This window comes from Streptomyces sp. NPDC001156 (assembly GCF_053598275.1).
In genome coordinates this window covers 1-21,709 of record NZ_JBSFJX010000048.1, presented here as the reverse complement: position 1 = coordinate 21,709, position 21,709 = coordinate 1, and the positions used below count along the sequence as shown (strand labels likewise).

Sequence of the window (21,709 nt, the reverse complement as noted above, 5' to 3'; positions counted from 1 at the left end):
CATTCGCGCGGCGAGCCTGCTCGGAAAGCTCGATAAGGTCGGCTACCAGTACGTCGCGCAGAGGGCTGGCCAAGTGTCCGTCAGGCAGGACGATCAGGTGGATGAGGTTACTCCCCGGCAGTGGACACCGGTTTCTATACGACGAGTTGTAGCGTACGTGGAGCGATCAAAGATCTCCAGCCGGGCCTGCGTCTTCGAGGCCCAGCGTCACCAATGAGCCAGCTCCCGCTTCAGAGCCTGGAAAAGGATTCGGCGAGAGTGCTGACGCTCCTGTAGTTCGTCAAGTGGCTGAGAAACGCTCCCCCAGCGAGAGCGACCACCGGCCGGTTCTCGCCATGCTGACTTACCTCAATTCTTGATCATCCGACATGGTGTCAGGCGCGAGCCTTGTCGGACACAGCCGCTTCAGCCTTAAGGGAATCCCTGGGTCCTAGGACTAAATGGCCAAGGGGAAGCGTTCCATCGCGCCATCTCGAAGGAGGTCTAGTTCAGTGGCCAGCCAGGTCAGTAGCCCAGCCGATCAGGCAATTCTCGGAGAACAGCGCAAGGCCGGCAAAGAAATCAGGCGTCTTGACCGGGTGATCATCCGGTTCGCGGGGGACTCCGGGGACGGCATGCAGCTGACCGGTGACCGGTTCACCTCCGAGACGGCGTCGTTCGGCAACGACCTGTCGACGCTGCCGAACTTCCCGGCCGAGATCCGGGCCCCTGCCGGGACGCTGCCGGGGGTCTCCTCCTTCCAGCTGCACTTCGCCGACCACGACATCCTCACGCCCGGGGACCGGCCGGATGTGCTGGTGGCGATGAACCCGGCCGCTTTGAAGGCGAACATCGGCGATCTGCCGCGCGGCGCGGAGATCATCGTCAACACCGACGAATTCACCAAGCGGGCGATGGCCAAGGTGGGCTACGCCGCCAGCCCGCTGGATGACGGGTCGCTGTCGGCGTATGCGGTGCACGAGGTGCCGCTCACCTCGCTGACGGTCGAGGCGCTGAAGGAGTTCGACCTGACCCGCAAGGAGGCCGAACGCAGCAAGAACATGTTCGCGCTGGGCCTGCTGTCGTGGATGTACCACCGGCCGACCGCGGGCACCGAGACCTTCCTGCGCAGGAAGTTCGCCAAGAAGCCGCAGCTGGCGCAGGCGAATATCGCGGCGTTCCAGGCGGGGTGGAATTTCGGGGAGACAATGGAGGATTTCGCCGTCACCTACGAGGTGGCTCCGGCAGCGGACGCGTTTCCGTCGGGAACCTACCGGAACATCTCGGGGAATCTGGCGCTGGCGTACGGGCTGGTCACCGCCTCGCGCCAGTCGGAGCTACCGCTGTTCCTCGGCTCGTACCCGATCACTCCGGCCTCCGACATCCTGCACGAGCTGTCCAGGCACAAGAACTTCGGCGTGCGCACCTTCCAGGCGGAGGACGAGATCGCCGGTATCGGTGCGGCGCTGGGGGCGGCCTTCGGCGGCTCGCTCGCGGTGACCACCACCTCCGGACCGGGCATCGCGCTGAAGTCCGAGACGATCGGGCTCGCGGTCTCCCTGGAGCTTCCGCTGCTGGTGGTCGACATCCAGCGCGGTGGCCCCTCCACAGGTCTGCCGACCAAGACCGAGCAGGCCGACCTGCTGCAGGCGATGTACGGCCGCAACGGCGAGGCACCGGTACCGGTCGTGGCGCCGGCCACCCCCGGCGACTGCTTCACCGCCGCGCTGGAGGCCGCGCGGATCGCGCTGACCTACCGCACCCCGGTCTTCCTGCTCTCCGACGGCTACCTGGCCAACGGCTCCGAGCCCTGGCGCATCCCCGACCTCGACGAGCTGCCCGACCTGCGCGTCGACTTCGCCACCGAGCCCAACAAGCAGCTCGAGGACGGCACCCAGGCCTTCTGGCCGTATCTGCGCGACCCAGAAACCCTGACCCGCCCCTGGGCGATCCCGGGCACGCCGGGCCTGGAACACCGCATCGGCGGCATCGAGAAGCAGGACGGCAGCGGCAACATCTCCTACGACCCGGCCAACCACGACCTGATGGTCCGCGCCCGCCAGGCCAAGGTCGACGGCATCGCCGTCCCCGACATCACCGTCGACGACCCGACCGGCGAGGCCACCACCCTCGTCCTCGGCTGGGGTTCAACCTACGGGCCCATCACCGCCGCCGTACGCCGAGTGCGCGGGGCGGGACGACAGATCGCCCAGGCCCACCTGCGCCACATCAACCCCTTCCCCGCCAACCTGGAGAAGGTGCTTCAGGCCTACGACCACGTCGTCGTCCCCGAGATGAACCTCGGCCAGCTGGCCACCCTCATCCGCGCCCGTTACCTGGTCGACGCCCGCTCCTACACCCAGGTCACCGGCCTGCCCTTCAAGGCAGAACAGCTCGCCCACGCCCTCGAGGAGGCCATCGATGTCGTCGACTGAGCCGCAGGACACATCACAGGCCATGCCGGCGCTGTCGCTGGTCCCGGCCGTCGAGGCCAAGCAGACGATGAAGGACTTCAAGTCCGACCAGGAAGTGCGCTGGTGCCCCGGCTGCGGCGACTACGCCATCCTCGCCGCCGTCCAGGGCCTCCTGCCCGAACTCGGACTCAAGCGCGAGAACATCGTCTTCGTCTCCGGCATCGGCTGCAGCTCCCGCTTCCCGTACTACATGAACACCTACGGGATGCACTCCATCCACGGCCGCGCCCCCGTCATCGCCACCGGCCTGGCCACCTCCCGGCGCGACCTGAGCGTCTGGGTGATCACCGGCGACGGCGACGCGCTGTCCATCGGCGGCAACCACTTCATCCACGCCCTGCGCCGCAACGTCAACCTCAAGATCCTGCTCTTCAACAACCGCATCTACGGGCTGACCAAGGGCCAGTACTCCCCCACCTCCGAAATCGGCAAGATCACAAAATCGACGCCGATGGGATCCCTCGACGCGCCCTTCAACCCCGTCTCCCTCGCACTCGGCGCCGAGGCCTCCTTCGTCGCCCGCACCATCGACTCCGACCGCAAACACCTCACCGGCGTGCTGCGTCAGGCCGCCGCCCACTCCGGCACGGCCCTGGTCGAGATCTACCAGAACTGCAATATCTTCAACGACGGCGCCTTCGACGCCCTCAAGGACCGCGACACCGCCGACGAGGCCCTCATCCAGCTCGAACACGGCCAACCCATCCGCTTCGGCACCGGCGGCGACAAGGGCGTCATCCGCGACCCGGACACCGGCGAGCTGACCATCGCCACCGTCACCTCCGACAATGAGGCCGACGTGCTCGTCCACGACGCCCACGCCCCCTCCCCCGCCACCGCCTTCGCCCTCTCCCGCCTCGCCGACCCCGACACCCTCCACCACACCCCTATCGGCGTCCTCCGCGACATCGACCGTCCGGTCTACGACACGCTGATGGCCGAACAGCTCGACACCGCCGTCGAACGAAGCGGAGAAGGCGACCTCGCCGCCCTCCTCACCGGCAACGACGCGTGGTCGGTCGTCAGCTGACGGAGCGGTAGGCAGCAACCTGCGCCCATCACAGCGTTTGCTGGAATCGGGCGGATATTGGCCATCGGTCAGTATCTGCCTTCTTCCGCGTGGTCCCCGCCCCCGGTGCCCGCTCCTACACTCCGCCTATGTGCCTGCCCAAGCGGTGTCTGCTGGGCCGTCCCCTGAGCACCACACAGATGTCGGAGACACTGCTGCCCAAGCGGCTGGCTCTACCGGTCTTCTGCAGCGACCCGCTCTTGCTCTGACGCGTATGCCACCGAGGAGACCCTGCTCATCCTCGTCTTGGCCCGGCAGCCCCGTGCCAAGGCCATCGCCCTCAGCGGGCAGACAGGGCTGTCTCGCAACACCGTTCAGACCCGGCTCGCCAGGCTGGGGGAAGCGGCGTGCTCGGTTCCCTCGAGTGCCAGATCCCGCCCGCGATGCTCGGCTTCCCGCTCACTGCGCATATCACCATCCGGGTCACCCAGCGCCAGCTTGATCAGGTAGCCGCAGTGCTCGCCAGCATCCCGGAGGTCTTGCAGGTCCACGGCATTAGCGGAGAGATCGAACTGCTCGCGCACGTCGCGGCCGACGCTGACGACCTCTACCGCATCGCCGGCCGGGTCCTGGCCATCCGCGGGGTCGAACGCACCAACACCGCGCTCGTGATGCGCGAACTCGTGAACTACCGCATCACGCCTTTTGCTGCTCCGTTGCGCAGACCGTGTGCGATAGCCAGAGGCACCGCGGGCCGACTGTCGACTGAACCCGTGGCGACCGGCGAGACCGTGGGCCCGGCTGACGCAAAGCCACCACTGTGAGACTCTCTTTGCCCAGTAAACCAAACAGTGTTAGAATTTAGGGGCGCTACTACGAAGGAGGCTGCGTGAAGCTGAGCTTGATGACGCTCGGTGATCTGGACACAGACCCTGTCACCGGGCAGCGTGAAACCCCTACCCAACGCCACCAGGCGATCGTCGAAGCGGCGGTGGTGGCGGAGCAAGTCGGCTTGCACGGCGTCCATGTAGGCGAGCATCACGGGATGGAGTACATCTACTCCGCTCCGCCGGTCATCCTGTCCGCGATCGCCTCGCGGACACAACGGCTGGTTCTGAGCACGGCAGTGACACTGGCTGCGAATCTCGACCCAGTGCGAGTGGCCGAGGACTACGCGACCGTGGACGCGCTGTCCGACGGACGGATGGAGATGGTTGTCGGACGGGGAAACTTCTTCACCCGCACTTATGACCTCTTCGGCCTGCGGCCTGAGGATTCACACGAGCTGTTCGCGGAGAACGTCCGGCTGATCATCGATCTCTGGAGCGGTCACAAGATCACCTGGAGCGGGAAATTCCGCACCCCGATCGAGGACTTCACGCTCCAGCCCGCCCCCGCCTCGATGCCTCCGGTCTGGGTGGGCGGGGGGGCGTCCGCGGAGACACTCATGCTCGCTGCGGAACTCGGCCTGGACCTCATGCTGCCCAGCTCGTTCGGCAACCCGACGCTGTTCGCTCCGACCGCGGAGAAGTACAAGGAGATGTTCGCCGCGGCCGGGCACCCTGGGGAGCCACGCATCGGGGCCTGCTGGCACCTCAACGTTGACAAGACCAGCCAGCGCGCGCGCAAGCGGTGGGAACCCCGGTACCGGGCCTACTTCGAGCTGTTCAGCGCAATCCTGCATCGCGTCAACCCCGATCCGCCGGCCTTCGCGAAGAAGCCGTTTGACTTTGAGTACCTGACCACGAGTGGCCCGGCGATCGTCGGCAGCCCTGAGGAGGTTGCGGACCGGCTGGGCACGGTGTCGGAGAAGCTTCAAGCCGACGTGAACATCGTCTACATGGACATGGGCGGTCAGCCAGCTGCCGAGTTCGTGTCCATGGTCGAGGTGCTCGGCACCGAGGTGCTGCCACGGTTGCCGGAAGACCCGCAAGAAGGGGTGTCAGCCTAGGCGGCCGCCACGGAGCAAGGACCAACCTATGCGCGATCGGTTCTGCCGAGAGCCACCGACTGAACGGAGCAGAACATGGCTGACCAGAGCGCGCCCGACATTGTTCCCAGGGTCAGATATACGCGCACGCCCTACCTCGTCGTCACGCGGGAGAGCGCGATCCGCAAGGACGTCTACGGCAGCATCGGCGACCACGTAGTGCGGCAGGCGCAGCTGCTGCGCGGGCCGGCCGACTCGGACACGGTGGTTCTGGCGATGCATCCGATCGGCTCGCCGGCTTACCTCCCGCTCTTCTCCGAACTCGCGCGAACCGGCGTTCACGTCATCGGCTGCGGAAACCGCTACTCGGCGGGCGACGCCGCACTCCAGATGGAGAACGTGTTGCTCGACCTCGCTGCTTGCGTTCGGGATGCCCGCGAGCGCCTCGGCTACCGGCACGTGGTACTCGCGGGATGGAGCGGCGGCGGCTCGCCGATGATGGGTTACCAGGCGGAGGCGGAGAAACCGGCGATCAGCGTGACGGCCGCCGGGGAACCGACACTCCTGGCCAACGCCGACCTGATGCCCGCAGACGGCGTCATCTTGCTCGCTGCGCCGCGCAGCAGGCACCGCCTGCTCACCGACTTCCTGGACGCCTCGATCACGAACGAGCTCGATCCCGACTCCGGTCGCGACCCGGAGTTCGACCTCTACGATCCGGCGAACCCGAACCAGGCGCCGTACTCGGCGGACTACCTGCGGGAGTACCGCGCGCGCCAGCGGACACGCAACCTGCGGATCACCGAGTTCGCGCAAAGCAAGCTGGCAAGCTTCGCGGCCGCGGGCCAACCGCATGACGAGCACGCGTTCATAGTCCACGGCACCATGGCCGATCCGCGCTGGCTTGACCCCACCATCGAACCGAACGGACGGCAGCCAGGCCGGAGCTACCTTGGCGACCCCGCTGTCGCGAACAACAGCCCGGGGGCGTTGATGCGCTTCACGACGACACGCAGCTGGCTGTCTCAGTGGAGCCTGACAACGGCGCAGGTTGACGCCGCGGGCGCCGCGCCGCGGGTGACGGTTCCGGTGCTCCTGGTCGTCAATGGCCGCGACGACGCGGTACCAGCGAGCCATCCCCGCCAGGTGTACGACGCGATCGGGCACGACGACAAGGAGCTCGTCGAGATCACCGACGCGAACCATTACTTCAGTGGCACGACCCAGCGCGCGCCCATGGCCGAGGCCGCGGACGTGGTGTACGGCTGGCTGCACCGGCACAACCTCGGCTAGTTGTCGACATCTGTGGATGAAACGATGAATCGGATTGTCGTCGTAGGTGCGGGTCTGGCCGGCGGCCGGACCTGCGAGCAACTCAGAAGGCAGGGCTTCACCGGCGAAATCGTGCTGCTCGGGAGTGAACCGCATGCGCCGTACGACCGGCCACCGTTGTCGAAGGACGTCCTGCACGGGCGACGTGACGACACGGCGCTGTCGGTCGACCTGCGTGGGCTGGATATCGACAGCCGGTTTGGCAGCAACGCGACGTCGCTGGACGTGCCGGGACGCTGCCTGATCACCGATCACGGGCCCCTGTCGTTCGATGGCCTGGTCATCGCTACCGGAGCCCACTCCATCAGACTGCCGGGTTCGGGTCCGCAATTCACGCTGCGCACGATCGACGATGCTCGTGCGATCAGGTCACGGCTCGTTCCCGGATCGGCTGTCATCATCATCGGTGCCAGTTGGATCGGCGCGGAGGTGGCGACCGCGGCGCTGGCTCGCGGTTGCTCGGTCATCTGTCTGGAGGCTGCGCAAGCGCCGCTCGCCGCATCCCTTGGCGAGCAGGTAGGTGCGGAGCTTGCTCCGCTCTGGAATCGGGTGGACCTGCGGACCGGATGTCGCGTCCGCGAAGTCGTCGCCGACGGAGTCGAACTGACGGACGGAACTGTCCTTCACGGTGACCTCGTCGTCACCGGCGTCGGCGTCAAGCCTGCCACCGAGTGGCTCGCCGGATCGCTGCCGAGGGCAGATGGCGCCGTGATCGTGGACGAGCACCTCGAGGCCACCGCCGGGATCGTGGCGCTAGGCGATGCCGCTGCCCGCTGGTCGCCGCGATATCAGCGCCGCCTGCGGGTCGAACACTGGGACAACGCCGCGACTGCGGCGCGCACGGCTGCGGCAGCCGTCCTCGACCGCACGATCCGTTCCGAGCCACCGCGCCTGAGTTTCGATCCCGTCCCGTACTTCTGGAGTGACCAGTTCGGCTGCAAACTACAGTTCGCCGGCGTCGCGAGCGGTTCGGACAGCGTCGTCTGGCGCGGGGACCATGGCACCCGATCGCGCTCAGCAGCGTGGGTGGATGGCACAGGTCGCATGACCGCCCTGCTCACCATCAACGCGCCGGCGGAGATGGCGGCGGGCCGCCGGGCGCTCGCGGCGGACGGAGTCGTCCACGCCGGGCGGCTCAGCGACCCTACGGTGCCGTTGGCGGACCGCGACCATTCGCCAACGAGCTCGGCGCTGGGCGTAAGCGCCCTACCGTTCGATCCCGGTGATGACAGGAGCTGACGGGTGTATGTCGAGGTGAAGCAGTCGGCTCAGGGGGAACCGCAGGTCGAGGTCCGGGAACCGGACGACTGCACCCGGCTGCACATCGTGAGCTCGGGGCTCACCGGCGAGCAGGTTCTGCAGTTGCTTGCTGCTCGCGGCGCCGCGCTCGCGCACCCGGAACCTGGTCACGTACGCATCCGCGTGGAATGGCTGCGTTCGTCGGCCCAAGCCGCGAGCGTCGGCGAAGACTGGACGTCGCGCTTCGAGCAGATGCTCCGGTATAGCGGGGACCGCGGCTGGCTCGAGCCAGCCACACAGACTTTGGCAACCCATATCGTCCGGGGCTGATATGAGCGCCCGGAAAAGAGATGACTCGGCGGGAAAGGTGCTACGTGACTGACACTGAGTCCATCCACTCTGCTGGCGAGATCGACCCTGCTTGGTTCCGGAAGGTGCTGGGGCAATACCCCACCGGGGTGTGCGCCGTGACATCGGTGAACCCCGAAGATAACCCGGTCGGCATGGCGGTCGGATCGTTCACGTCGGTGTCTCTTGACCCGCCGCTCGTCGCGTTCTTTCCGGACAAGGGGTCCACCTCGTGGCCGAAGATTCAGGCCTCAGGACGCTTCTGCGTGAACATTCTCAGCGAAGAGCAGGAGTGGGTCTGCCGGCAGATCGCATCGAAGCATCCCCGCAAGATGGACCCGATCAAGCACCGGATCTCCCCCCAGGGCACCCCGGTGATCGACTCCGCTGTCGCCTGGATCGACTGCGAGATCGCCTCGGTCAGCGAAGCTGGTGACCACTTCGTCGTCCTCGGCCGGGTGCTGAACCTGCAGATCGAGAACCCGTCGCTACCGCTACTGTTCTTCCGTGGCGGGTACGGACGCTTCCAGCCGTTGTCGCTCGCCTCGCCGGACCCGACCGGCGAACTCGCCGAGCAGCTGCGCCGCGTCGACCTGATCCGTCTACTTATGGAGTCGCTCGCGACGAGGCTCGCCTGCACCTGCATAGCCACCGCCCGCGCCGGGGACGAGGTCGTCATCGCCGCGCGCGCCGGAACCGGCAATTCGGGGCGGCAAGACACCACGCTTGTCGGGACGCGGCTACCGCTCGTGCTGCCGGCGGCCGCCGTCCTCACCGCGTGGGATCCCGATGACAAACTGGATACCTGGATACGGAGAACGGCGCGGGCCGAGGACCACGACCGGATCAGACACATGCTGGACACGGTGCGATGGCGCGGCTACTCCGTCGCGATGAAGAGCCCTGCGCAGCATGCTTTCGCCCGGGCGATCGCGGAGATGGCGAACGCGGCACCAGTCTCCGACGACACGATGACCGCGCTGGTTCAGGATCTGGTGTTTGACCCGCCCGAACTGACCGATACCGACGCAGCAGGGATCGGGCAAATCTCGGTTCCGATATTCGCCGGCGACGGCGCTGTCGCGCTCGCATTGACGCTCTACGGATTCACCAGCGAGTCGCCTAACATCATGGACCTCGCCCCGCAGCTCATCGCAGCAGGTCATGAAGCGAGCCGGCTCATCGGCTCACAGTCGCCACGCCATGACCCGGGGAAAGGTGACTAGCCGCGCCGCGGCATACTGCTTACGAACGCGGTGGATGCGGCCCGGGGCACGCCAAGACTCACATCGGCGACCGTGGCACAGGCTGGCCGATTCCAACGAACGACCGCTCCAGCACACCGGACCTGCACGTTCTTGATTCGTGGGTCTCCCATCGCAGTCATCACCATCCGTCACCACCGGATGTGCGACAGACGAAGACCGTACGGACCCCACCCAGCCGCACCTGATCAGATACCCCCCACCCACGGATGCATAGCAAACCCAAAGACCGCGTCGGCCCAACGTCTCCACGAACTACTTGCCATGCTCAAGCAACGGCATTGCCTGGCGGGACCATCCCGAGCGACGATGCTGTCACTGGACGTCGAGGAGAGATGGTGGGCATGGACATCGGATCGAGCAGAGAGGCCGAGGCTTCCGCGGCGACCGTCGAGCAGTTCCGGCAGGCACTTGCCGCGCGCCACACCGCGGAGGGAACGGTCGATGAGGAGGCCGTCGCGAACGCGCTCCTCACGTTCAGCCTCATGCGCTTGCACACCCGGCTGTCGCAAGACTTCGAATCGATCCATCGGCGCCGCGGCTGGTCCTGGCCGGGCTTTCGCATCATGAACGTCCTGTGGGCGCTCAGCACGGTCGAGGTCCGAGACCTGGCGAGACTGACCGGCGACTCGCGTGCTGCCATCTCCAGCGCCGTGAAGACGCTGGAGCGCGACGGCCTCGTTCTGCGCAGCCGTAGCGACCACGACCGCCGGCTCGTCGACGTCACGCTGACGGAACTGGGCATCTCGCAACTCAAGGAAGGAATGCTGGACCAAGCACGGCGGGAGAAGGCGTGGTTCGCCGCGTTGACGCCCTCCGCCCGAAGCCAGCTGACCGCGACGCTGACCTCGCTGGCGGATCAGGCACGTCCCCAGGCCTAGTAATCAAACGGTGTTTGTAAAAAGCTTGATGATCTGTTACGCTCCTTCCATGCGGCCACTTATCCAGCTGAGCAAGGGACGCACGAGCAAGCAGGCTCATCGGGACCTTCCCAGTTCCGCCCTTGCAGAGGTGCTTCTCAAAGACGACGAGCTGACCCGTCAGGGTTTCGACGGTCGCGAAGCCGTCCTCTACCGGACGAACGACCCCACGGTGTTCCGCACCGCGGGCCGCTTCCGTTCGACGTACACCATGTTGACCGACATCAAACCGAGTGACCTCACCGATCCCCGGGGCACTCCGCAGCGCTTGTACTACAACCAGGACGTCACGATCTGGCTGTCCCGGCGCAGCGTGCCGATGCCCTATTTCCGGCGCAATGTCGACGGCGACGAGTGCTGGTTCGTGCACCGCGGATCAGGTGTCGTGGAGACCGAATTCGGGCCAATAGAGTTCGGACAGGGCGACTACGTCGTCATCGCGAAGGCGATGACTCACCGCTGGGTTGTCGACAGCGACGAGACGGTCCTGTTCTGCATCGAGACCGTCGGTGAGCTCCGCGCTCCGACCTACGTGGGCCTGGGGCGGCACGCTCCCTTCGATCCCGATGTCATCCGGGTTCCAGAACCGCGGGCTCATCCCAGCGACCGGGACGAGTACGAGGTACTCGTCAAGTATGACGGCGAGTACTCCTCGATCTTCCAGGACACGCACCCCTGCGACGTAGAGGGCTGGAAGGGCGATTACTTCCCGTTCGCCTTCAACATCCGCGACTGGAACGTCATCATGTCTGACAGCCTCCATCTCCCCCCGTCGATGCATGTGTTCCTCGTCGCGAACGGTGTCAACATCATCAACCTGCTGCCGCGCCCGCTGGAGTCAGTCCAGGGGGTGGAGCGCATGCCCTGGTTCCACCGAAATGCCGACTACGACGAGATCACGCTCATCCACGGCGGAAAGTCGCTGGACCAGCCGCTACCCGCCGGACTCGTCAGCCACGATCCCCAGGGCATCCACCACGGGATGCCAGACCGGGCCCGCCTGAAGTCACGCCGCCAGTGGGATCAGTACGCGCGCATGGAGTGGGAGCTGATCATGGTCGAGGCGGCGCGACCGCTCAAGCTGGATCCGGTGCTTGCCACCCCGACCGCCTGAAACGCGGTCGAGCGGCCAGAGCCGACGGGCGCAACAAGCTGTGCGCGTGACCATGCGGCAGCTGCCTCCAGCGCCAGGACCGTCCCGGGCGGATGTCACTTCTGCAATGTTGAGGTTTGGTGGACATGAGCTTTATGCCGAACGACGACGCGATGCAGTTCGGCCTGTACTTCCGCGACTTCCTCGCCAAGCACTCGCCGGAGAGCGCGCTCCGCGAGCTGACCGATTCCGTGGACGACTACGACACGACGCTCTGGACGCTGACGGCCCGGCAGTTGGGCGTACAGGGCCTGCCGGTCGCGAAGGAATTCGGCGGCTCGGGAAGCGACCTGACCACACTCGGAGTCTGCTTCGAAGAACTCGGCCGGGCGCTGGTATGCGCGCCGTTCCTCTCGACGGTCGGCATCACGGCAACCGCGCTTAGTGAGCTCAGCCGGGTGAGCGAGGATGCCGCGGAACTCCTGCGCGGCATCGCGGACGGGTCTGTCGTGGTCGCCGGGGCCGGCTTGTCGGCGGCCGTCTCCGGCGCGCCCCTTGCCGCGACCGCGCACGGGATCGACGGCGTCGCGCCCGTCGTGATGGACGGCTGGGCAGCCGACTGCCTGCTGGTCGCGGCCATGGATGCCCGCAAGGACATTGGCCTATATCTGGTCCGGGCGCCCCTCGCCGGCGTGCGGCGCGAGCGGCTCACGGCCTTTGACTCAACCCGCCCCCTGGCGAAGGTAACGTTCTCGTCGGCACCGGCCCAGAAGATTGCGGCGGATGCACGGCCGGTCATCGAATTGGCGCTGGACACCGCCTGGTTGTTGCTGGCGGCCGAGCAACTCGGCGGAGCGCAAGCCGTGCTCGACATGGCCCTCGCCTACGCCAAGACCCGCTACCAGTTCGGCAGGCCCATCGGCTCCTTCCAGGCGATCAAGCACCGCCTCGCGGAGATGCTCGTGCGCGTCGAGTCTGCGCGGTCGGTGGTGTACTTCGCCCTGCACGAGAGCGAGGTGAACCCGGCGGCCCGGCCGGTCGAGGCGGCGCTGGCCAGAGCAGCAGCCTCGGAAGCATTCCTGGCCTGTGCGAGCGACAACATCCAGATTCACGGAGGAATCGGCTTCACCTGGGAACACGCCGCGCACCTGTATCTCAAACGGGCGAAGTCGTCATCCCTTCTTTTCGGCGACGCCGTGCTGGCGAGGCGTCGGCTGGCCGAACGTCTCCAGATCGTGAAGGCGGCGCCGTGAGCTCTGACCTGAACCCGCTGAGCCGCCTGGGCGAGCCGCTGACAGGTCTCGTCTCGTCATTCCTGCGACGCTTCCCGGTCGCGGACACCCCCGACGACCAACTGCGAGCTGCCCGGTTCGACGAAGGCCTGGCATTCGTCCATTTCGACAAGGACTTCGGCGGACTCGGCCTGGCTCCCTCCGCACAGGCACATGTCGAGTCCGTCTTCACGGCAGCGGGCGCGGCGAACTGGGACGCCCGCAACGTCATCGGACTCGGCATGGCGGCACCGACCATCCATGCCCATGGCACGACAGAGCAGAAGTTGCGGTACCTGAAACCCCTGTTCACCGGTGCAGAGATCTGGTGCCAGCTCTTTTCAGAACCCAGCGCGGGATCGGACCTGGCGAACCTGGCGACCCGCGCGGAACGCGCGCCGGGCGGATGGATCGTCAATGGCCAGAAGGTATGGACGAGCCTTGGCCACGTCGCGGCGCAGGGCCTTCTCCTCGCGCGTACGGATCCGGCGGCGCCGAAACATGAGGGCCTGACGTACTTCCTGCTCGACATGTCCGCACCGGGAGTGACAGTCCGTCCGCTGCGCCAGCTCACCGGCGAGGCGGAGTTCAATGAAGTGTTCCTCGACGCCGTGTACATCCCCGACCACTGTGTGCTCGGAGCCATCGGAGGCGGGTGGCGGGTGGCCGTCACCACCTTGATGAACGAGCGGCAGTCACTCGGGGGCAGGCATGTCGAGCGGAGCGAAGGGCCGATCGGACAGGCCGTCGAAGCGTTCCGGGAGGCTGCGTCGGCAGGGCGGGCCGATCCCGCTGACCTCGATCGCCTGATGCGACTATGGGTCGCGGCCGAGGCTGCCCGGCTGACGAACATGCGCGCCGCCGATAGGGCGGCGGGTCCTGAGGGATCGATCGCCAAGCTGCAGATGGCCGAGCTCAACAAGTCGATCTACGCGCTGGCGATGGAATTCATCGGCACCGACGCCCTGCTGTTCGGCGGCTACGCCGAGACCCGGCCTGACTTCACCTCGGTGCGGGGCGGCAACGGGGACATCCGCTATGACTATCTGCGGTCGCTGGCCAACTCGATCGAAGGAGGCACGTCGGAAATCCTGAAGAACATCCTCGGCGAGCGAGTCCTCGGTCTTCCCGTCGAACAGCGCGCGGACAAGGGCGTGCCATGGAACGAGACGAGGCGGTCGTGAACACCACCTTCAACTTCACCGGCCGCAGCGTGGCGGTGACGGGTGCCGCACAGGGCATCGGCCACGCGATAGCCCGGGCATTCCTGAACGTCGGCGCGCGGGTAGCCGTCATCGACAGCAACGAGGCGGCGCTGCGGCGGAACTGGGCGGACCAGGCCGACCGACCCGAACTGCTGTCCGTCTATGCGGCGGATGTCGGCGACACCGGCTCGGTCGAGCGAACGGTCGGGCGCATCCTCGACTGGTGCGGCCAGGTGGACACCTTGGTCAACAACGCCGGCATCACCCGCGACGCGGTGGTCTGGAAGATGACACCCGCCGACTTCGACGCGGTACTGCGGGTGCATCTAGGGGGCACCTTCAACTTCACCCGCTGCGTGATCCCGGGGATGCGCGCGGCAGGGTTCGGCCGCATCGTCAACGTCACCTCCTATACCGGCATGCACGGAAACATCGGGCAAGCGAACTACGCCGCGGCGAAGGCAGGAATCATCGGGATGACGAAGACCGTGGCCAAGGAAGTGGCCCAGTTCGGCATCACGGTCAACGCCATCTCCCCGAACGCGGCAACCGCCATGGTCACGGGCATCCCGGCCGACAAGCTGGCAGCACTGACCAGCGCGATCCCGCAAGGACGCTTCGCGGAACCCAGCGAGATCGCAAGCGCAGTCGCGTTTCTCGCAACCGAGGAAGCGGGTTACATCACCGGGGCCGTGCTGCCTGTCGACGGCGGGATGTCGATGTGACCAGCAGCGAGTTGCCGCAGTCAGAACGCGCCGCTACCGCCGGCAGCCTCGCAGGGCTGCGCGTTCTCGAGCTCGGCCACATTATCGGAGGACCGTTCTGCGGCCACCTCTTCGCTGACCACGGCGCTGAGGTCATCAAGGTCGAGCCCCCGGGCAAGGGCGACCCCATGCGCGAGTGGGGCGGCTTGTACCGTGGCGTCGGGCTGTATTGGTCGATCATCGGCCGGGGCAAGAAGTCGGTGACGCTCGACCTGCGCACGCCGGACGGCCAAGCGTTGCTCAGCAGACTTGCCGCCACCGCCGACGTCCTCATCGAGAACTTCCGCCCCGGGACCCTCGAACGATGGAACCTCGGCTGGGCGCAGCTCAGCGCGCTCAACCCTCGCCTGATCATGATCCGGATCTCCGGGTTCGGTCAGGACGGGCCCTATAAGGACCGCGCCGGATTCGGTTCCGTGGCTGAAGCCATGAGCGGCTTTCGTCATCTCTCCGGTGAGCCCGGCCGGGCGCCGGTCCGGGTCGGAATCTCGCTCGGCGACGCACTGGCAGCCACCCAGGGCTTCGTCGGTGCGCTCCTGGCGCTGTTTGCGAGAGACCGCCCCGGCGGCACGGGTGTCGGGCAGATGGTCGACGTAGCCCTCTATGAGGCGATGTGGATGTACATGGAGTCCACGCTCGCCGAGTTCGCGAAACTGGGCCGCGTCAGGCAGCCGACGGGACCGACTCTGCCGGATATCGCACCGTCGAACGTCTACCCCACCGCGAACAACGAGTGGATCCTCATCGGCGCCAATCAGGACAGCGTCTTCGCCCGCCTGGCGACGGCAATGGCCCGCGACGACTGGCTCAATCCACGCTCGCGATACCGGACGCACCTTGAGCGCGGCCACGCACAGGGAGAGCTGGACGCGGAGATAGCGGCCTGGACCAGGACCCGGACCTCTGAAGACCTGCTGGCCCTGCTGGACGCGGCCGGTGTCCCCGCCGGACGGATCTACACCGCACGTGACATCGCGGGTGACCCGCAGTACGCGGCCCGGCAAATGATCCTGAACGTGCCCGAGCCCGGCCTCCGCGGGGAGACGGTCCCCATGCCCGGCGTGGTTCCCAAGCTGAGCGGCACCCCTGGCTATGTGCGGCGCGGAGCCCCGCTGCTCGGCGAGCACAACGACGAAGTGCTCGGGCCGCTCATGACGACACCCACGATCACCAGCGCCAGCTGATACGGGCATATCAGACGAGGAGATGGCAGACATGATCAACGCGGTTGTCGTGGACGCGGTACGGACCGCTTCGGGCAAGGGAAAGCCCGGCGGCGCTCTGTCGAACGAGCATCCGGTGGACCTGCTCGCGAGCGTGCTGACCGCGCTCATCGAGCGAAACGGGATCGACCCGGCGCGTGTCGACGACGTCATCGGCGGCTGCGTCACCCAGGGCGGTGAGCAGGCGGTCAACATCACACGCAACGCGGTCCTTGCCGCTGGCTTCCCGGAGACAGTCCCGGCAACGACCGTCGATCGCCAGTGCGGATCCAGCCAGCAGGCCATCGCCTTCGCGGCGCAAGGAGTCATGGCCGGCTGCTACGACATCGTCATCGCCGCTGGTGTCGAGTCGATGAGCCGTGCCCCGATGTTCTCGGCAATCCAAGGACAGGACGTCTACGGCACGAAGGTCGCCGAACGGTACCCGCACGGCCTGATAACCCAGGGACTGTCGGCCGAGATCATCGCGTCCCGCTGGGGCCTGCGGCGGGATGACCTCGATGAGTTCGCCGCGCGATCACACCGGCTGGCCGCCGAGGCAACCGGACGAGGCGCCTTCGACCAGGAGATCGTTCCGGTCACCGTGCCCGGTCCCGACGGACTAGGCGCCGTCCACCGGGTAGACGAGACGATCAGGAAAAGCACAACGGTCCAGACGCTCGCCACGCTCAAGCCTGCGTTCGCCAGCAACCCGGACGGTGCGCGGTTCCCTGAGATCGAGTGGTCGATCACCGCGGGCAACTCTTCGCCGCTCACCGACGGCGCCTCAGCGGTGCTCATCATGAGCGAAGCCGCGGCACGGTCGCTGAACCTGACACCCCGAGCCCGGCTGCGATCGTTCGCCGTCGTCGGCGACGACCCCGTCCTCATGCTGACCGGCATCATCCCGGCCACTAGGAAGGTCCTCGAGCGCGCTGGCCTGTCCATCGATGACGTCGACGCGTACGAGGTGAACGAGGCCTTCGCGTCCGTCCCGCTCGCCTGGGTGAAAGACCTCAAGGCCGACCCCGACCGCCTCAACCAGCATGGCGGGGCGATCGCGCTCGGCCACGCCCTCGGTGCCTCCGGGGCCCGGCTGTTCACGACACTGATCACGACGCTGGAGCAGACCGGCGGCCGCTACGGCCTCCAAACGATGTGCGAGGGCGGCGGAATGGCCAACGCCACACTCGTCGAGCGCCTGTGACCGGAACCCCCGGCCAATGAAAGGAAGTCTCACCGATGAATCTTGACGGTGCGTCCGCGCTCGTAACCGGCGGAGCCTCCGGCTTGGGCAGGGCAACGGCAGAGTTGCTCACGCGCGCCGGAGCCAAGGTAGTAGTCCTCGACCTCCCGGACGACCACGGCAACCCGAAAACGCCCCTATCGGACTACCTCACCTTTTCGGCGGGGAATGTCACCTCCGAAGCCGACGTCGACGCCGCCCTCGACGCAGCGGAGCAACTGGGACCAGTCCGAGTCATCGTCAACTGCGCTGGAATCGGCGAAGCGATGAAGGTCGTGACCAAGGAGGGCCCTCAGCCGCTCGAGCGCTTCACCCGGACAATCACGGTGAACCTCGTCGGGACTTTCAACGTGATCAGGCTCGCAACTGCTCGGATGCGGCACTACGAGCCAGCGGATCTCGACCGAGGCGTCATCGTCAACACCGCGTCGGTGGCCGCGTTCGACGGTCAGATCGGGCAGGCTTCGTATTCCGCGTCCAAGGGCGGGATCGTCGCGATGACGCTGCCAATCGCCCGGGAGCTTGCCGACTACCAGATCCGCGTGGCAACGATCGCCCCTGGCACCTTCCGGACCCCGCTGCTGGCGTCGCTGCCGGAGGCGGCGCAGCAGTCGCTCGCGCAGCAGGTTCCGCACCCTAAGCGCCTCGGCGATCCGAGCGAGTTCGCCGCACTCGTCGCGCACATCGTCGCCAACGGCATGCTCAACGGCGAGGTCATCCGTCTCGACGGAGCGATCCGGATGGCTCCCCGGTGAGCACCGAACCACGCCAGCCAGATCACGCCACAGGCCCCGGCGTGCCGGACAGCCCCGCCCGAGGCAGCAAGATCGCGCTCGTAACCGGCGGCACCAGGGGCATCGGCCTCGCCATCAGCCTACGGCTCGCCGCAGCTAACTATCACGTGATCGTGTCTTCCCGATCCCAGGAAGCCGTCGAGCAGGCGGTGGCCGCGTGTCGGGCCGACGGTGGTCAGGCTACCGGCATGACGTGCGACGTCGGCAGCCGCGACTCGCTGAACCAACTGATGGACGCGGTGACCCGCCAGTACGGACGGCTCGACGTGCTGGTCAACAATGCCGGAGTTCTCCCTCGGGCAACCCGGGCCGAGCAGGTCACCGATGACGAGTGGGACACCATTCTGGGGATCAACCTCAGCGCTCCATGGACGCTTGCCAGACGCGCGCACGCACTCATGAGAGAGTGCGGTGGAGTCATCGTCAATATCACCAGTACAGCAGCGCACTACCCGACAACCGGATTGGCGCCGTACAACGTCAGCAAGGCGGGATTGACCATGCTGACCCGCGTGCTCGCACTGGAGTGGGCGCGGGACGGCATCCGGGTCCTGGCCGTGGCGCCGGGCAAGATCGACACCGACCTGCTGGCACCGATCAAGTCGCTTGTGGCGGCGAAAAAGATCGCAGTCAACCCGCAGGATCGGATCGGGCGCCCCGGCGATGTCGCCGCCCTCGTGTCTTTCCTGGCCAGCGACGCCGCGGCCTACATCACCGGCGTGGTCGTCCCCGTCGACGGGGGCGAATTGCTGATCGCGTCGTCTGGGAGCTAGCGATCCCCGAAGCAACCTGACCTGGCGTGTCGCTGTCGGTAGACGCGACTGACTGCGCCGCGCCCGGCTACCGCTACGGGTACGCCGGCACCACGACCGGCTTCGACGGCTGGTCCGGCGCCACACCGCAGGGCGGCTGGACGGTCACCGACGACAGCGGCTCCGGCGTCACCTGGCGCTTCGACGACCCGGCCCGCGTTGGCAACAAAACCGGTGGCACCGGCCAGTTCGCGGAGGTCGACTCCATCGACGCAGACGCTGACGCCCGGGAGACGACCACCCTGGTCTCGCCGGTCGTCGACCTGAGCGGCGATCACACGCCGATTGTCTCCTTCGACAACGGCTTCCAGTCCCCCACTACAACTCCAACGCCTACGTCGACGTCAGCCTCGACGGCGGCAAGACCTGGACCTCGGTCTGGCACATGGCCAGCACGACCTCCTACGGCCCCCAGGTCGTGGCGATCCTGCAGGCCGCCGGCAAGAACGACGTGCGGATCCGGTTCCGGTACGACGCGGTCCACTCGTGGTGGTGGATGGTCGACAACGTCTTCATCGGCAACCGCTCCTGCGAGACCGCTGCCGGCGGGCTCGTGACCGGCACCGTCGACGCCAACACCGGCCAGGCACTGTCCGGCGCCACCGTCAGCGTGGCCGGCACCCCGACGGCCACAACGACCGGCGGCGCCTACGAGCTGTTCGCGCCCGCCTCGGCCGCTGACGGCTCGGGCCGCACCACGCTGGGCGTTGTCGACGGCGCGTACTCCGGCTCGACGGCGAAGGTCCTCGTCGCCCACGACACTGTCACTCGGAAGGAACTGGCGCCTGGGTGCCGGCCGGGATCGCCGTCTCCGGCGACTCACTGCGGGTCACCCAGCCGCTGGGCCGGTCGGCTACCAGGACCGTGACGCTCCGCAACACCGGCACCGCACCGGTCCACATCCTGCTCAATCCGCAGGACGGCTCGTACACGCCGGACTCGCACCCGGGCAGCTCGGCGAAGCCCGGCACCGGTGCGGCAGTGCGGCACATCGGCGGCGCCTTCACCAGCGGGCCGCTGCTCGCCGGCACGGTGCACGGTGCCGCGGCACCGACGGGCCGGGCCAGCACGACCGCCGTGGCCGGCGGCACCGCGTGGACGACCGCCGACGCCCTGCCGTCAGCGGTCGAGGACGGCGGCACGGTGGCCCTCGACGGGAAGGTCTACGCCTTCGGCGGGACCCAGGGGCGCGTCCCGCTGTCCAAGGCCACTGTGTACGACCCGGCCACCGGCGGCTGGCAGCGGCTGGCGAACATGCCCCAGCAGCTGCGAAAGCCCGGTGTGGAGGCGGTCGGCGGCGACATCTATGTCGTCGGCGGCTGGGACAGCACAGAGAACGCCTCAGCCGCGGCATACCGCTACGACCCGAAGCACGACTCGTGGTCCTCGGTGGCGTCGCTCCCCGCGGGCGTCGTCGCCGGCGGCACGGCGGTCCTCGGCGGCCGGCTCTACGTGATCGCCGGCTGCGGCGGCAACTGCTTCCCGGCCTCGCAGGCGACCACGTCTACGATCCCCAGGCCAACACCTGGAGCCAGGTGGCGAACTACCCGGTCACCGACTCGTGGTTCTCCTGCACTGGCATCGACGGCCAGGTCGTGTGCGCTGGCGGGACCGATCCGGTCACCGGCCAGGAGACGACGGCGACGTACGCCTTCGATCCGGTCACCGGCGCGTGCACTGCGCGGGCCGATCTGCCGTACCCGAACTGGGCAATGGCCTCCGCCTCCTCCGGCGGGCGGCTTCAGCTGGTCGGTGGCATCAGCGGCGGAAAGCTGACCAACCAGGCGGAGGAGTACGACCCGGCGGCCAACACGTGGTCGGCTCTGCCGGCGACGAACGTGCCGCTCACTCGTGCCGGTGGGGCCTGCGGGCTGTACGTCGTCGGCGGCGCGGACGGCACCGGCAATCCGGTCACCGGCGTCGAGCAGCTGCCCGGATACGACGATTGCGGCAGCTCCGGTACCGCCGCCTGGCTGTCGGCGCCGCACACCGTCACCGTCACTCCTGGTGCCACGGTGACGGTGCGGGTCTCCCTGGACGCGGGCAAGGTCGACAAGGCCGGCACCTACACGAGCGGGTTCACCGTCGCAACGGACTCGCCGTACGCGGTCCCGGCGCTCGCCGCCACGATGAAGGTGACCGGCATGCACTGACTGCGGACGGCTGACCGGTCCGCATCTGACCGAATGCGCACAATCTGACGGGGCTCCCGGGAAACCCACACCCGGGAGCCCCCTCTGTCAGCGAGTGGACAACCACGTACGTCGGTGCCGGTGATCCGGCCCATCTGTTCCACAACGTCGGTGTCCGTCGTGATGACGACGAAAGTCCGTGGGCCGGCACGAATAGGGTGAGCAATAGTCCCCAAGTTCTGCGTTCTTCCCCCAGCTCTTGGCACGACTGAGAGTGCCTGGACCTGGGCCTGTTACCTCGTCCGGGTGACCGCAGCCCGTTCTGACCCACCCTCCCCCGTAGTGCGCAACCCTCATCCCTGTCGGGATTCCTTCGGTCTGGGTGAAGTCGCGGAGGCGTGGGTTGGCTGCGGCCGTAGTGCGCGATCTGCGCGAGTACCGAGCGCCGGTGAGCGAGGAGGAGCTCGCCGAGTTCGAGACCGATGTGCTGGCGGGGTTCGTGCTCGCGCGAGCCTAGACGAGTCTGTCCGAATACGATCAGTGATCGAAGGCGGTCAGTGAGCGGCTGACCGCCTGGCCGGTCTGGAAGTTGTGCCAGATTGCGGCCGCCAGCGCCAGCACGCGCTGAGCGACCCGCACGGCGACGCCCTCATGGGTGCGTGCGCCGTGTTGTTCCAGGTCGAGTTGGCCTTTG

The 21,709-nt window shown here is 67.2% G+C and carries 20 protein-coding genes and 1 pseudogene; 20 read left to right on the top strand and 1 reads right to left on the bottom strand.

The annotated features are described in order from the left end of the window. Positions 1-491 precede the first annotated feature (491 nt). The 20 genes from ACWDA7_RS22805 to ACWDA7_RS22710 all read left to right on the top strand — a co-directional run bounded on the left by ACWDA7_RS22805 (position 492) and on the right by ACWDA7_RS22710 (position 21,036). Complete coding sequence (locus tag ACWDA7_RS22805) at positions 492-2,414, top strand: 2-oxoacid:acceptor oxidoreductase subunit alpha (RefSeq protein WP_450606069.1); 1,923 nt, start codon at positions 492-494, stop codon at positions 2,412-2,414. Then, a complete protein-coding gene (locus ACWDA7_RS22800) occupies positions 2,401-3,483 on the top strand; it encodes a 2-oxoacid:ferredoxin oxidoreductase subunit beta (RefSeq protein ID WP_450606068.1) in 1,083 nt (360 codons plus the stop codon). Before ACWDA7_RS22805 ends, ACWDA7_RS22800 begins: the two co-directional genes overlap by 14 nt. Before the next feature lie 386 nt (positions 3,484-3,869). Next, the gene (locus ACWDA7_RS22795) at positions 3,870-4,286 is read left to right on the top strand and encodes an Lrp/AsnC family transcriptional regulator (RefSeq protein WP_450606067.1); all 417 of its coding nucleotides are present in this window, start codon (positions 3,870-3,872) and stop codon (positions 4,284-4,286) included. Between the two features lie 65 nt (positions 4,287-4,351). Continuing rightward, complete coding sequence (locus ACWDA7_RS22790) at positions 4,352-5,413, top strand: LLM class flavin-dependent oxidoreductase (protein WP_450606066.1); 1,062 nt, start codon at positions 4,352-4,354, stop codon at positions 5,411-5,413. A gap of 75 nt (positions 5,414-5,488) precedes the next feature. After that, positions 5,489-6,685, top strand: a complete 1,197-nt coding sequence (locus tag ACWDA7_RS22785) for an alpha/beta hydrolase family protein (protein ID WP_450606065.1) — start codon at positions 5,489-5,491, stop codon at positions 6,683-6,685. Continuing rightward, a complete protein-coding gene (locus ACWDA7_RS22780) occupies positions 6,686-7,963 on the top strand; it encodes an NAD(P)/FAD-dependent oxidoreductase (RefSeq protein WP_450606064.1) in 1,278 nt (425 codons plus the stop codon). It abuts the gene before it with no gap. 3 nt (positions 7,964-7,966) lie between these two features. Then, positions 7,967-8,293, top strand: coding sequence for a hypothetical protein (locus ACWDA7_RS22775; RefSeq protein WP_450606063.1), 327 nt, complete (start codon positions 7,967-7,969; stop codon positions 8,291-8,293). Between the two features lie 44 nt (positions 8,294-8,337). Continuing rightward, entirely contained in the window at positions 8,338-9,537 is a 1,200-nt protein-coding gene (locus tag ACWDA7_RS22770) for a flavin reductase family protein (protein ID WP_450606062.1), read from the top strand. A 383-nt stretch (positions 9,538-9,920) separates the two neighbouring features. Continuing rightward, positions 9,921-10,457 (top strand): MarR family winged helix-turn-helix transcriptional regulator, encoded by a 537-nt coding sequence (locus ACWDA7_RS22765; protein ID WP_450606061.1) that lies wholly within the window; start codon positions 9,921-9,923, stop codon positions 10,455-10,457. Positions 10,458-10,506: 49 nt separating this feature from the next. Further along, positions 10,507-11,610, top strand: coding sequence for a homogentisate 1,2-dioxygenase (locus ACWDA7_RS22760; RefSeq protein WP_450606060.1), 1,104 nt, complete (start codon positions 10,507-10,509; stop codon positions 11,608-11,610). A gap of 134 nt (positions 11,611-11,744) precedes the next feature. After that, a complete protein-coding gene (locus ACWDA7_RS22755) occupies positions 11,745-12,842 on the top strand; it encodes an acyl-CoA dehydrogenase family protein (protein ID WP_450606059.1) in 1,098 nt (365 codons plus the stop codon). Positions 12,843-12,868: 26 nt separating this feature from the next. Next, on the top strand, positions 12,869-14,044 hold the full coding sequence (locus ACWDA7_RS22750) for an acyl-CoA dehydrogenase family protein (RefSeq protein WP_450606097.1): 1,176 nt from the start codon (positions 12,869-12,871) through the stop codon (positions 14,042-14,044). A gap of 29 nt (positions 14,045-14,073) precedes the next feature. Next, positions 14,074-14,790, top strand: a complete 717-nt coding sequence (locus ACWDA7_RS22745) for an SDR family oxidoreductase (protein ID WP_450606058.1) — start codon at positions 14,074-14,076, stop codon at positions 14,788-14,790. After that, positions 14,787-16,013 carry a CaiB/BaiF CoA transferase family protein gene (locus ACWDA7_RS22740; protein ID WP_450606057.1) on the top strand — a complete coding sequence of 409 codons (1,227 nt, stop codon included), beginning with the start codon at positions 14,787-14,789 and terminating at the stop codon, positions 16,011-16,013. Before ACWDA7_RS22745 ends, ACWDA7_RS22740 begins: the two co-directional genes overlap by 4 nt. A gap of 31 nt (positions 16,014-16,044) precedes the next feature. Continuing rightward, a complete protein-coding gene (locus ACWDA7_RS22735) occupies positions 16,045-17,238 on the top strand; it encodes a thiolase family protein (RefSeq protein ID WP_450606056.1) in 1,194 nt (397 codons plus the stop codon). 35 nt (positions 17,239-17,273) lie between these two features. After that, positions 17,274-18,032: an SDR family NAD(P)-dependent oxidoreductase gene (locus tag ACWDA7_RS22730; protein WP_450606055.1), complete on the top strand. Its 759-nt coding sequence runs from the start codon at positions 17,274-17,276 to the stop codon at positions 18,030-18,032. Then, complete coding sequence (locus ACWDA7_RS22725; protein ID WP_450606054.1) at positions 18,029-18,844, top strand: SDR family NAD(P)-dependent oxidoreductase; 816 nt, start codon at positions 18,029-18,031, stop codon at positions 18,842-18,844. The genes ACWDA7_RS22730 and ACWDA7_RS22725 overlap by 4 nt, the downstream gene beginning before the upstream one ends. Positions 18,845-19,268: 424 nt before the next feature. Further along, positions 19,269-19,751, top strand: coding sequence for a hypothetical protein (locus tag ACWDA7_RS22720; protein ID WP_450606053.1), 483 nt, complete (start codon positions 19,269-19,271; stop codon positions 19,749-19,751). Further along, complete coding sequence (locus ACWDA7_RS22715; protein WP_450606052.1) at positions 19,673-20,659, top strand: Kelch repeat-containing protein; 987 nt, start codon at positions 19,673-19,675, stop codon at positions 20,657-20,659. The genes ACWDA7_RS22720 and ACWDA7_RS22715 overlap by 79 nt, the downstream gene beginning before the upstream one ends. Beyond that, positions 20,596-21,036, top strand: a complete 441-nt coding sequence (locus ACWDA7_RS22710) for a kelch repeat-containing protein (RefSeq protein WP_450606051.1) — start codon at positions 20,596-20,598, stop codon at positions 21,034-21,036. The genes ACWDA7_RS22715 and ACWDA7_RS22710 overlap by 64 nt, the downstream gene beginning before the upstream one ends. 516 nt (positions 21,037-21,552) lie before the next feature. Here the strand turns inward: ACWDA7_RS22710 and ACWDA7_RS22705 are convergent. Beyond that, positions 21,553-21,709 (bottom strand): annotated as a pseudogene (locus ACWDA7_RS22705) (IS982 family transposase); the annotation flags it as partial.